Annotated in this window: 10 protein-coding genes; 7 read left to right on the plus strand and 3 right to left on the minus strand. The window is 65.5% G+C overall.

From position 1 onward, the window contains the following. Positions 1–732: 732 nt before the first annotated feature. A complete protein-coding gene (locus BGI27_RS17960; RefSeq protein ID WP_223871658.1) occupies positions 733–1,299 on the plus strand; it encodes a GGDEF domain-containing protein in 567 nt (188 codons plus the stop codon). A gap of 92 nt (positions 1,300–1,391) precedes the next feature. Here the strand turns inward: BGI27_RS17960 and ilvD are convergent, their stop codons facing one another. Next, complete coding sequence (gene ilvD / locus BGI27_RS07210) at positions 1,392–3,239, minus strand: dihydroxy-acid dehydratase (RefSeq protein ID WP_095524216.1); 1,848 nt, start codon at positions 3,237–3,239, stop codon at positions 1,392–1,394. 94 nt (positions 3,240–3,333) lie between these two features. On the opposite strand from ilvD, the gene lgt reads away from it, so the two are divergent. After that, complete coding sequence (gene lgt, locus BGI27_RS07215) at positions 3,334–4,224, plus strand: prolipoprotein diacylglyceryl transferase (protein ID WP_095524217.1); 891 nt, start codon at positions 3,334–3,336, stop codon at positions 4,222–4,224. Position 4,225: 1 nt separating this feature from the next. Here the strand turns inward: lgt and BGI27_RS07220 are convergent, their stop codons facing one another. Both BGI27_RS07220 and BGI27_RS07225 read right to left on the minus strand, forming a co-directional pair. After that, positions 4,226–5,032, minus strand: a complete 807-nt coding sequence (locus tag BGI27_RS07220; RefSeq protein ID WP_095524218.1) for a DUF429 domain-containing protein — start codon at positions 5,030–5,032, stop codon at positions 4,226–4,228. Next, positions 5,026–5,940, minus strand: coding sequence for a histone deacetylase family protein (locus BGI27_RS07225; RefSeq protein WP_095524258.1), 915 nt, complete (start codon positions 5,938–5,940; stop codon positions 5,026–5,028). The genes BGI27_RS07220 and BGI27_RS07225 overlap by 7 nt, the downstream gene beginning before the upstream one ends. Positions 5,941–6,093: 153 nt before the next feature. Between BGI27_RS07225 and BGI27_RS07230 the strand changes: the two genes are divergently transcribed. The 5 genes from BGI27_RS07230 to BGI27_RS07250 all read left to right on the plus strand — a co-directional run bounded on the left by BGI27_RS07230 (position 6,094) and on the right by BGI27_RS07250 (position 12,564). Next, positions 6,094–7,263: a PAS domain-containing sensor histidine kinase gene (locus tag BGI27_RS07230; RefSeq protein WP_095524259.1), complete on the plus strand. Its 1,170-nt coding sequence runs from the start codon at positions 6,094–6,096 to the stop codon at positions 7,261–7,263. Continuing rightward, a complete protein-coding gene (locus BGI27_RS07235) occupies positions 7,260–7,895 on the plus strand; it encodes a response regulator (RefSeq protein WP_095524219.1) in 636 nt (211 codons plus the stop codon). Before BGI27_RS07230 ends, BGI27_RS07235 begins: the two co-directional genes overlap by 4 nt. A gap of 477 nt (positions 7,896–8,372) precedes the next feature. Then, positions 8,373–10,307 (plus strand): glucans biosynthesis glucosyltransferase MdoH, encoded by a 1,935-nt coding sequence (gene mdoH / locus BGI27_RS07240; protein WP_095524220.1) that lies wholly within the window; start codon positions 8,373–8,375, stop codon positions 10,305–10,307. A gap of 159 nt (positions 10,308–10,466) precedes the next feature. Then, entirely contained in the window at positions 10,467–11,153 is a 687-nt protein-coding gene (locus tag BGI27_RS07245) for a DJ-1/PfpI family protein (protein ID WP_095524221.1), read from the plus strand. A gap of 61 nt (positions 11,154–11,214) precedes the next feature. Continuing rightward, on the plus strand, positions 11,215–12,564 hold the full coding sequence (locus BGI27_RS07250) for a CmpA/NrtA family ABC transporter substrate-binding protein (protein ID WP_095524222.1): 1,350 nt from the start codon (positions 11,215–11,217) through the stop codon (positions 12,562–12,564). Positions 12,565–12,720 lie beyond the last annotated feature (156 nt).

A 12,720-nucleotide genomic window follows, 5' to 3' on the forward strand; every position in this document is an offset into this window, starting at 1 on the left:
GCCGCTTGCGTCGTTGGCGACCTGCCAAGTCTTGGCCTGATCGCTGCTGGCGACCTCCAGCGTCTGGCTGGAAACGTCGATACCTATAAAAACAGAGTCGGACACGTCCTCTCGCTCCCATCCTTGTTTATGCGAACTAAAGATTCCTACAACCGTTCGGGCTGCAAGAAAGGACGGTCCGGCTCAGGCGCCCAGTGCTCAGTCACGGGCTTCAAACATCCCAGAGGCCGCTTGGGCTACCCGAGCCGGTCCGAGGCTTAAAGATACAAGGCCTTCGGCTGTTTCCAACGCTTCCATCAGGATCCCTGCGCCAGGACAAGGGAACTGATCACCGGGGCGATTTAGACTTGCCCCTGGTTTTGCACGGATAAAGCTTTTTTCTGATGGATCTTCTTCTTTCGCAGCTATCTGCCGCGGTGCCGCGCGCCGAATCGGTCGAACAGCTGACCCGGCCGTTGCTGGAGATTCTCAGCACGGCCACGGGCATGGAATCCACCTATCTGACCACCATCGACCTGGCGAAGGGTGTGCAGCATGTGGAATTCGCGCGAAACGCTGGCACGGTGCAGGTCCCGGAAGGCATCGATGTTCCCTGGAATGACACTCTGTGCAGCCGTTCGCTCAATGAAGGGCGCACTTACACGCCGGATGTTTCGGCATGCTGGGGCGATTCGCAGGCGGCCCGGGAGATGGGAATCCGCACCTACGTCAGCACTCCAGTGCGCGGCAAGGATGTTGCTCGCCGAGCTGAGCGAAGCGAATACTCGCCTGGCCTCGTTCGCACTGATCGATGCATTGACCGATCTGCCCAACCGCCGTGCGATCACCGACACACTGGCATGTGCGCTTGGCAAGGCACAGAGGGACGGTACGCGGGTGCTGGTCGGTCTGGTCGATATGGACGGCTTCAAGAGCATCAACGACACCCATGGGCATCAGGTGGGCGATCTGTTCCTTCAGGAGATCGGCCGGCGCCTGCGCGGTGGATTGCGGACGATGGATGCGGTTGGCCGGCTCGGTGGGGATGAGTTCGGTATCGTCGTGCCCTGCCCGGCCTGCGATGGTGAGGCGGCAGCGCAATCGCTGCAGGCGCGCATCACGGCGGCCACCACGGGTGACTATCAGCTTAAGGAGGTCAGTTTTGCCTACGCCGGGGCAAGTGTGGGCGTGGTGGTGATCGATCCTTTGCAGATTGCCGATGCAGAGGAAGCATTCCGTCTGGCCGATGCGCAGATGTATCGGATCAAGCGCCTGCGACGGAACCAGCTGATAGCACCCGTTCCTTCTCCGGTGATGTGAGCAGGAACCAATGAAAAACCCGGCAAAAGCCGGGTTTCTGTTGCTGGGGCGTTCCCAGGCGGAGGGGGTGCAGGGGCGATTCAGCGCTTGAGCTAACTCACGTCGCGTACCGCGCCTGTGTCGGCCGAGGTGGTCAGCGCAGCGTAGGCCTGCAATGCGGCGGAAACGGGGCGCACGCGGTTGACCGGGCGCCAGGCGTCCGGGCTGGCCTCCATTGCGGCACGTCGGCTGGCCAGCTCGGCATCGCCGATGGCGAGATGGATGCGGCGGTTGGGGATATCGATTTCGATGGTGTCGCCATCCTCGACCAGCGCGATCTCGCCCCCCATCGCCGCTTCAGGTGAGGTATGGCCAATGGAGAGGCCGGAGGTGCCGCCGGAGAAACGGCCATCGGTGAGCAGCGCGCATTGCTTGCCCAGACCACGGCTCTTCAGGTAGCTGGTGGGGTAGAGCATTTCCTGCATGCCGGGGCCGCCCTTGGGGCCTTCGTAGCGGATCACCACCACGTCACCCGCCTGCACTTCTTCGTCCAGGATGCCCTTCACCGCGTCTTCCTGGCTTTCATACACGCGGGCCTTGCCGGTGAATTGCCAGATCGATTCGTCCACACCGGCAGTCTTCACGATGCAGCCGTTGCGTGCGATGTTGCCGGTGAGCACGGCCAGGCCGCCATCCTGCGAGTAGGCATTTGCCTTGTCGCGGATGCAGCCCTTGGTGCGGTCCAGGTCCAGCTCGGAATAGCGCTTGTCTTGGCTGAAGGCGACCTGAGTGGGCACGCCGCCCGGTGCCGCGCGGTAGAAATCGTGCACCTTGGGGTCTGCGCTGTGCATCACGTCCCACTGTTCCAGTGCGCCCTTCAGAGTGTGGCTGTGCACGGTGAAGGTGCTGGTGTTGATGAGGCCGGCGCGGGCGAGTTCGCCGAGGATGCCCATCACGCCGCCCGCGCGGTGCACGTCTTCGATGTGGTACTTGTCGGTGGCCGGCGCGACCTTGCATAGGCAGGGCACCTTGCGCGAGATGCGGTCGATGTGGTCCATGGTGAAATCGATGCCCGCCTCGCGTGCGGCTGCCAGCAGGTGCAGCACGGTGTTGGTGGAGCCGCCCATGGCCACGTCCAGGCTCATCGCGTTCTCGAAGGCGGCGAAGCTGGCGATGGCGCGCGGCAGCACGCTTTCGTCGTCCTTCTCGTAGTAGCGCTTGGCGAGCTCGACGATGAGGCGGCCGGCACGCAGGAAGAGCTGTTTGCGATCGGCGTGGGTGGCGACCACGGTGCCGTTGCCCGGCAGCGAGAGGCCCAGTGCCTCGGTCAGGCAGTTCATCGAGTTGGCGGTGAACATGCCGGAGCAGGAGCCGCAGGTGGGGCAGGCGGAGCGCTCGATCTCGTCCACCTCTGCGTCGGATACGTTCTTGTCCGCAGCCTTCACCATGGCGTCGACCAGATCCAGCTTGATCACCTTCTCGGCGCCCGGCGTGCTGGCGATCACCTTGCCGGCTTCCATCGGGCCGCCGGAGACGAACACGGCCGGAATGTTCAGGCGCAGTGCGGCCATCAGCATCCCTGGGGTGATCTTGTCGCAGTTGGAGATGCACACCAGCGCATCCGCGCAGTGGGCATTGGCCATGTATTCCACGCTGTCGGCGATCAGTTCGCGCGAGGGCAGCGAATACAGCATGCCGCCGTGGCCCATGGCGATGCCGTCATCCACGGCGATGGTGTTGAATTCCTTGGCGATGCCACCGGCCGCTTCGATTTCGCGGGCGACGAGCTGGCCCATGTCCTTGAGGTGTACGTGGCCGGGCACGAACTGCGTGAAGCTGTTGACCACTGCGATGATTGGCTTGCCGAAGTCTCCATCCTTCATGCCGGTGGCGCGCCACAGCGAGCGGGCGCCGGCCATGTTGCGGCCGTGGGTGGAGGTGCGGGAACGGTATTCGGGCATGGCTGGGTCTCCGGGAGCGGACCAGGGGAAGAGGAGTCTGGCGCGCCAATGTGGTTCAATATGAGCCCTAAATTCTAGCCTGCCGCCACGTATCATGCCCGCCTCCCCCTTGCTGCATCCTCAGTTCGATCCGGTGTTCTTCTCGCTCGGCCCGCTGCATGTGCGCTGGTACGGGTTGATGTATGTGCTGGCCTTCGCACTGTTCGTCCTCCTTGGGCGCTGGCGCATCAGGAATCGTCCGGATCTGGGCTGGAGCCGCAACGAGCTGGATGACCTGCTGTTTTACGGCATGCTCGGCGTGATCCTCGGCGGGCGGCTGGGTTACGTGCTGTTCTACAAGGCCGGTTTCTATCTCACGCATCCGCTGGACATCCTCAAGGTCTGGGAAGGCGGCATGGCCTTCCATGGCGGTTTGCTCGGCGTGCTGTTCGCCTTGTGGTTCTTTGCGCGCAAGACCCGGCGCCACTTCCTGCAGGTCGGCGATTTCGTCGCGCCGCTGGTGCCCACGGGCCTGGCGGCCGGGCGCATGGGTAATTTCATCAATGGCGAGCTGTGGGGGCGTGTGACTTCGCCGGATGCGCCCTGGGCCATGCTCTTCCCGCAGGCCTGGCATGCCGATGCGGCGCTGGTGAAGGCGCAGCCGGCACTCGGTGCCTCGCTGGTGCAATACGTGGACCCGGTCAGCCAGCAGGTGCTCACCGGCCTGCCGCGCCATGCCTCGCAGCTTTACCAGTTCGCGCTCGAAGGGCTGACGCTGTTCACCATCCTGTGGCTGTTCTCGCGCAAACCCAGGCCGATGGGCGCAGTCTCCGGCCTGTTTCTGATCGGCTATGGCAGCTTCCGCTTCATTGCCGAATTCGCGCGCGAGCCGGACGATTTCCTCGGCCTGCTCGCCGGGCAGCTCTCGATGGGGCAGTGGCTGTCCCTGCCGATGGTGCTGGCCGGTGTGGCGATGATGATCTGGGCTTATCGCCGCAAGGCTTGAATCACGGCTCCGGTGCGCAGGTGGCGATCCAGCCTTCGACTGGATCGAAATCCGGCGGCAGGCCGTAGTTCTGTGCTCGCCGCTGCCAGCACCAGGCTGCGGCGAGCATCGCCAGCAGGGCATCCAGGTTGTCCCCGCTGCCATCCAGGAGTGCCGTTTCGCGTAATGGCGGCGGCAGTGCGAGGCGGTGTGAACCGGCGCACAGGCCGGTGAGGATGCATTCACGCGTAGCCAGGCGCGCCGGCGTGCTGCCGTTCTTGCCATCGCGTTTGTAGGATTCACGCGTGAATTCACGTGCCAGCAGGGCTGGATAGGCTTCCAGCGCGATGCGCCCGGGGTCGCCCCGGTGCATGCCGGGAATACTGACGTTGGCTGCCAGCAGGCGTGGTGCGCCCGCAAGGAACATCAGGCCCACGGGCGGATTCACGAGTTTCATCGGGCTGTGCGAGCGTGCCGGCAGGTCTGCGGCGCGATGCAGATAGCGCTGGCCCATCGGCCGTGCGCTGCGTACTTCATCCAGCGCGGCGCGGAAGGCCGGTTTTCCCAGCGCCGCCAGATGCTTTACCAATGCCGCCCATTCCGCCGGCCAGCCCAGTTGCGTGATCAGTGCGCGTGGCAGGCCGAACGGGAAATCGAATCCGCCACACCAGGGACCGGGCTGATGCAGGCAGGCTTCAAAGGCCGCCCAGTCTCTGCATTCGCGCAGGCGCAGCGCATGCAGACCGGCGTCGTCGAGCCAGCCTTCCGCCACCGTAATGCGCTTGCGCGGCCTGGGCGCCGAGGTGAAATCCACGCCGAGGATCAGCATGCAGCCTCCGCGAACAGGCTGGCGGCGAGCAACACGGTGGCGGCGTGGATGTCGACGACGTCCTCGATCCGGTCCGCATAGCCGCCCGCCATGGCGATCGCCACCGGGATGCCGGCCTCGCGGCAGCGCGTGAGCACCATGTGGTCGCGTGCCAGCAACCCAGCCTTGCTCAGAGCCAGACGGCCCAGGCGGTCACCCACGAAGGGATCGGCGCCCGCGAGATAGATCACCAGTTCGGGCCGCGCGCGGTTGAAGACCTGTGCCAGCCCGCCGGCCAGGGCCGTGAGATAGGCTTCGTCGCCGGTGTCGTCAGGCAGGCCGATGTCCAGATCGCTGCGCTGCTTGCGCACCGGGAAGTTCTTCTCGGCATGGATGCTGAAGGTGAAGATGGCCGCGTCATCCTGAAGGATGCTGGCAGTGCCATCTCCCTGGTGCACATCGCAATCGACGATGGCGATGTGGCCGACGCCATCCTCGGCCTGTAAGGCGCGGGCGGCCACGGCGGCGTCGTTGAACACGCAGAAGCCGCTGCCATGATCCGTCGCCGCGTGATGGGTGCCGCCGGCAAGGTTCACCGCGCAGCCGCCGTGCCGCATCGCTGCGCGTGCTGCAGCCAGCGTGGCGCCGGACGAACGTCGCGAGCGTTCCACCATGGCTTCGCTCCAGGGCAGGCCGATCTCGCGCTGCTCGGTGGCCGAGAGTCCACCCGTGATCACGCGGTGGATGTAGTCCGGCGCATGGGCGCGGGCTAGCTGCCCGTCGGTGGCCGCCGGCGGCACGCGGAAATCTCCGGCCGCGAAGCGCCCGCTGGTGAGCAGGCGTTCGCGCAGCAGGCGGTATTTCGCCATCGGGAAGCGATGGCCGGGCGGCAGCGGCAGCACGAAGTGGTCGGCGTAGAAGAGCTCCATGCGCCGAGCTTGCCACAGCCGGGTGCCTGCTGCTTCAGGCTGGTGCAGGCCGGGCGGCCTTCCGGAGTCGCCATCCACCGCATGGCGGGCATTGCAGGCAGTCGGCATCTGCCTTGCTTGTGGACTGCGTTCCAGCCCGCCACCGCCCGTGCCATGTTTGCCGAACTGCATCAGCTCTCCCATCACCATGCCTGGCGGCGGCAGCTCGAAATGCTGCTGGAGTCGGCCGGCGAGGGCATCTATGGCATCGACCTGCGCGGCCGCTGCATCTTCATCAATTCGGCCGGCGCGCAGATGCTGGGCTATACGCCCGACGAGGTGCTGGGCCGCAACATGCATTACCTGATCCACCATTCCCACGCCGATGCGGCCCTGATGCCGGTGCACGATTGCCGAATCTTTCGTGCCTTCCAGGAAGGGCGCGGCACGCGGGTGGACGATGAGGTGCTGTGGCGGCGCGATGGCAGCGCCTTTGCCGCCGAATATGCGTCCTACCCGATCCGCGACAGCGAGCAGGGCGACAAGGTGGTGGGTGCGGTGGTTACCTTCAGTGACATCACCGAGCGCAAGCGCACCGAGGCGGCATTGCAGGCCGCGCATGACGAACTGGAGCGCCGCGTGGCACGGCGTACCGCCGAGTTGCAGGCGACCAGCGAGCGCCTGCGCGCTTCCCACCTCGCGCTGCAACGGCTTTCCGCCCACCTCAACCAGGTGCGCGAGGAGGAGCTCCGCCACATCGCGCGCGATATTCACGATGATCTGGGCGCCTCGCTTACCGCGCTGCAACTGGAGATGAACTGGCTGCGCGGCCAGCTGGCCGCGCCCGCGCTGCAGGCCAAGCTCGACGGCATGCTGGAAATCGCCGGTACCGCCATGGGCGCGGTGCGTCGCATCCTCAACGACCTGCGCCCTGGCGTGCTCGACCACCTCGGTCTTTGGGCCGCGCTGGAGGCCTTGCTTACGGATTTCCAGCAACGCAGCGGCCTGGGCTGCCATTTCGATTGTCCGCCGGAGATCGAGCAATGCCGGCTCGGGCGTGAGGCCGAAATCGCGCTCTATCGCATCGTGCAGGAAGTGCTCACCAACATCAGCCGCCATGCCCAGGCCCGCCATGTGCAACTGCGGGCCCGCGCCGAGGGCGACAGCTTGCTGCTCGCGGTGCGCGACGATGGGCGTGGCATGCAGGCGCCGGCCCAGCCCACCAGCTTCGGCCTGCTCGGCATGCAGGAGCGTGCCCGTGCGCTGGGCGGCAGCCTCGACATCGACAGCACGCCCGGCGGAGGCACCACGGTGCGTGTGCAACTCAGGGGAGTCTTCGCATGATCAGCATCCTGCTCGTCGACGATCACATGATCATCCGCCGCGGTCTGCGCCAGATCCTGGCCGAGGATGCGCGCATCGGCGAGATCAGCGAAGCGGTGGACGGCCCTTCCGCGCTGCGTTTGCTGCGCGGCCAGCCCATCGATGTGGTGCTGCTCGACATCGCCCTGGGCGAGCGCGACGGCCTGGACCTGCTCGGCGGCATCCGCCAGGAATTCCCACGCGTGGGCGTGCTGATGCTGTCGGTGTATCCGGAGTCCCAGTTCGCGTTGCGTGCCATCCGCTCCGGTGCAGCCGGTTACCTCAACAAGGGCTGCTCTCCCGAAACCCTGTTCGCCGCGATCTGCCGCGCGGCCGAAGGAGCGACTTACGTGACGCCGGAGATCGCCGAACTGATGGCGCAGGATATCCGCCGCGATCACGGGCAGGCCCCGCACGAAACGCTCTCCAATCGCGAATTCCAGGTATTGCAACTGCTTGCCCAGGGCCAGACCGTGAGCGATATCGCGCGCCAGCTCTCGCTTTCGGCCAATACCATCAGCACCTACCGCGCACGCATCTGCGACAAGCTCAGGCTGCGCAACAGCCTGGAAATCGCGCATTACGCGGCCAGGCATCGGCTGCTGCAGGCCTGACAGCCGTGCTCACTCGCCTTCATGGCGCATCCTGCCGTTTAATCCGCCGTCAGAACCTGTTCATAGTCTTACTGCGAGGCCGTGATCGGGGCTCATGCGCTGCTCGGAATCCTCATGTATCCACATACACTCCAGTTCCTGTGCTGCTCTTCGCTCCGCTGACGGCCTCTCGCGACAGACTTTGAACAGGTTCTCAGGCATCCAGCCGGCGATACGGTGGACGCATGCGCCTTCCCAGCCCGGAAATTCAGGCGGATTGAGGTTTTCGCCTGTTTCATCTCGATGATTTTTCTGGATTTTTCAAATCAAAAGGTAAATCCCGGCTTTTGTGTCATCGGATCCATGGTTACCGCGTTAAACGGTTTAAAGCCGGACGTCGCGGTCCTTGCCAGGGTCTGACTGGCACGCGCCGGATGGCTGGATGGCGCGCCGCAAGCATTGCGCGTCGGCCTTCAGCTTCAGCAGGACACAAAAACCATGGAACACGATCCCTCCCCCGCTTCAGTCATGGCTTCGACTACCGCCGAGACGCCGCCGCTGCTGCGCGGTTCGATACCGGCATCCCCGTGGTTCGGCGCACGTGAAGCCTGGCGCCGGCTGCGGGGGCAATCGCATCGCGCCGTGCCGCAATTCGATACCCAGCCTGCCCTGCCCTGGCAGGCCGTAGCCACACGCCGCCGTTCGCTGCTGGTGCTGCTGATGGCGCTCACCTGTATCGCCACCAGCCTGGTATTGCTGCGCGTGCTGGACTGGCGCGGCATGCCCATCCTTTCCCTGTTGCAGCTGCTGCTTTTCGTGCCGCTGGTGGCCTGGGTTTCGGCCGGTTTCTGGTCCGCCATGATGGGTTTCGTGGTCATGCTGAAAGGCGACCGCCATGTGCTTTCCGCGCGTCAGGCGGAAGGCGTGGAGATCCCGACGGATGCGCGCAGCGCCATCATCATGCCGATCTGCAATGAGCATGTGCCCACGGTCATCGCCGGGCTGCAGGCCACCTGTGAGTCGCTGAGCGCCACCGGGCAGGCCGGGCATTTCGACGTTTTCATGCTTTCCGATACCCGCGATCCGGCCCGTCAGGCCGAAGAACGCGCGGCCTGGCAGGCCTTGCGCGCCGAGCTCGACGCCAAGGGCGGCCCGCGCGTGTTCTACCGGGTGCGCAAGCGCCCCGGCAAGCGCAAGGCCGGCAACGTGGCCGACTTCTGCCGCCGCTGGGGCCGCCTGTACCGTTACATGGTCGTGCTCGATGCCGACAGCGTGATGAGCGGTGAATGCCTCACTGGCCTGGTCAAGCTGATGGAGGCCAATCCGCGTGCCGGCATCATCCAGACCGTGCCGCGCCCCTGTGGCCAGACCACCCTGCATGCCCGCGCGCAGCAGTTCGCCTCGCGCGTTACCGGCAGCTTGTTCACCGCCGGCATGCAGTTCTGGCAGTTGGGCGATTCGCATTACTGGGGCCACAACGCGATCATCCGCATCGAAGCCTTCATGCGTCACTGCGGCCTGGCCCGTCTGGAAGGCGAGGGTCGCCTCTCTGGCGACGTGCTGTCGCACGATTTCATCGAGGCCGCGTTGATCCGTCGCGCTGGCTACCACGTCTGGGTGGTGCCCGATCTGCCCGGCAGTTTCGAGCAGGTGCCGTGCAATCTGCTCGACGAGTTGCAGCGTGATCGCCGCTGGTGCCTGGGCAACATGCTCAATGCCCGCCTGATCGTCGAGCCAGGCCTCACGCCCGCTCACCGCGCCATGCTGCTGACGGGCGTGCTGGCCTATGCCTCGGCGCCGCTGTGGCTGTGCTATCTGCTGGTCGGCACACTGGCCTGGGGTTTCGTCGATTACGGCGAACTCACGTCCACGCCTACCGCGCTGCAAGGTCTGTGGTGGTTCACCGCGGTGCTGCTGATGCTGCCCCGCGTGCTCGGCGTGGCCGCGATCTGTCTGCGCGGCGAGCAGGTCCAGTTCGGCGGCACGCTGCGTCTGGTCGCCAGCGCACTGATCGAGGCCGTGCTTTCCGTGCTGCAGGCGCCGATCCGCATGTTCGCGCACACCAGTTTCGTGATCGCAGCGATCACTGGCGTCAAGCTGGAATGGAAGTCGAAGTCGCCCCCGCGTGAAGCCGATGCGCTGAGCTGGCGCGATGCCGCACGCGGTTTCTTCGGTGACAGCCTGCTGGCCGCGCAATGGGGCGTGCTGGCGCAGTTGAGTCATCCGGCTGCCGCGCTGTGGTTGGCGCCGGTGTATGCGCCGCTGGTGGGCGCGATCCCGCTGGCGGTGACCACGGGCGACCTGCGCCTGGGCCGCAGCATCCGTGCACGCCAGTTGCTGCTGGTGCCGGAAGAGGCGCGCACCCCGCGCGTGCTGACCGCAGCCTGGCGTTACGCGAACATGGAAAAGGCATCCCTGCCGCTCGCCGCCTGACCTGATACGAGAGCCCCGGCGTGCCGGGGCTTTCCGCCTGCCGTGCCGGGTACCCTGCCCGGCCGTTGTAGCGATTCCGCTACAACACAATCATCGTTCCCTTCATACCGGCCTGCGGCCAACCTCCCTAATCTGTGCCTCACACACAGGGAGCGCCACATGCCACGCATCGCCGGTTTCCGCCTCGGGATCTACGTCTTCAAGGACGCCGAAGTCATCGACTACGCCGCACCCGCCGGGGTGCTGTCGGTGGCCCGTCGGCTGGATCCCGAGATCGACATCTGCCTGATCGCCGAGACATTGCGTCCGGTGCAGACGCAGGCCGGTTTTACGGTGCTGCCCAACTACGGTCTGGCGGACCAGCCGGCCATCGATGCTTTCCTGATTCCCGGCGGCTTCGGCACGCGGCAGGAAATGTACAACCGCCGCTTGCACGACTACATCCGCGCGCTGCCGCAAGCCTGCCTGCTCACCAGCGTGTGCACCGGCTCGTGGATCTACGCCCGCATGCGTCTGCTCGACGGCCTGCCCGCCACCACCCGCAAGGAGCCGGACCGGCTCGAAGCCTCGCACCTGGGCAAGACGCCCATCGACCGCCTCGCCGAGCTTGCCCCTGCCTGCCGCGTGAGCCGCGCGCGGGTGGTGGACGCTGGCCGCATCGTCACCGCCGGTGGCATCAGCTCGGGCATGGAACTGGGCTTCCACCTGCTCGCCCGCGCCGGCTACGACGAAGGCTTCATCAGCGAGGTGGCGCGGATCATAGAATACCAGCGCGCCTGGAGCCTGTACCGCGATGACATCGAATTCGCCTCTGCCCCGGCCACCAGCCCGGAACCCGTCGTTTGAGCAAGTCGCCGGGCCGTCCCGGGACTTTCCCGGGGGCTCGCCAACCAGAAAGGAAACCGCCATGTCGATCTTCCGCAACCCCTTCGACCCGGATCAAGCGCTGCATCGCGGCTGCTCCTGCGGCCGCCACGCCAGCCAGGCCGAGCACGATATCGCGCTCCAGGCCGCCCAGGACCGCGCGGTGGAAGGCGCGGTGATGCGCGCGATCTTTCCGGACGACAGCCAGCGGCGCAATTTCCTGCGTGCCGTGGGTGCCGGCACCGCGCTGGCGGCGATCTCCACCTTCTTCCCGCTGGGGGCGGCCAAGGAAGCCTTCGCGCAGAGCGGTGGCAAGCTGGAGAAACAGAAGCTGAAGGTCGGCTTCATTCCCATAACCTGTGCCACGCCGATCATCATGGCCGCGCCGATGGGCTTCTATGCCAAGCAGGGCCTGGACGTGGAAGTGGTGAAAACCGCCGGCTGGGCGGTGATCCGCGACAAGACCCTGAACAAGGAATACGACGCCGCCCAGATGCTCACGCCGATGCCGCTGGCGATCGCCATGGGCGTGGGTGCGAGCCCCGTGCCGATGACCGCGCCGGCTATCGAGAACATCAACGGCCAGGCCATCACGCTGTCGATCAAGCACAAGGACAAGCGCGACCCCAAGCAGTGGAAGGGCTTCCGCTTCGCCGTGCCCTTCGACTACTCGATGCACAACTACCTGCTGCGCTATTACCTCGCCGAGCATGGCGTGGACCCGGATACCGACGTGCAGATCCGTGCCGTACCGCCGCCGGAGATGGTGGCCAACCTGCGCGCCGACAACATCGACGGCTTCCTCGGACCGGACCCGATGAACCAGCGTGCCGTGTATGACGGCGTTGGCTTCATCCACCTGCTCTCCAAGGAGATCTGGAACAACCATCCCTGTTGCGCCTTCACCGCCAGCAAGGAATTCATCAGCAGCATGCCCAACACCTACCAGGCGCTGCTCAAGGCCATTCTCGAAGCCACCGCCTATGCTAGCAAGGCCGAGCACCGCAAGGAAATCGCGGCGGCCATCGCGCCGGCGAACTATCTCAACCAGCCGCTCACCGTGGTCGAGCAGATCCTCACCGGGACCTACCCCGACGGCCTGGGTGGCGTGAAGCGCGATCCGGCGCGCATCGATTTTGATCCCTTCCCCTACGACTCCTTCGCGGTGTGGATCCTCACCCAGATGAAGCGCTGGGGGCAGGTGAAGGGCGACATCGACTACCAGAAGATCGCGCGCGAGGTCTATCTGGCCACCGACGCCACGCGGCTGATGAAGGAGGCCGGCTTCACGCCACCGCCCAGCGGCTCGAAGAAGTTCACGGTGATGGGCAAGGAATTCGACCCGGCCCAGCCCGAGGCCTACCTGAAGGGCTTTGCCATCAAGCGGAGCTGAGTGGCCGGGTTGTCGCGGCGTACTGCAGCCACCTATGTCGTCATTCCGGCAAAAGCCGGAATCCAGGGGTTTCGAGGCGCTTTCTGGATCCCGGCTTTTGCCGGGATGACGCCAACCGACGGCTCTGGCGCCTGACCTGGCGGTATCGATCCTGCA

It is taken from the genome of Candidatus Dactylopiibacterium carminicum, assembly GCF_014736495.1.
In the GTDB taxonomy this organism is placed as follows: domain Bacteria; phylum Pseudomonadota; class Gammaproteobacteria; order Burkholderiales; family Rhodocyclaceae; genus Uliginosibacterium; species Uliginosibacterium carminicum.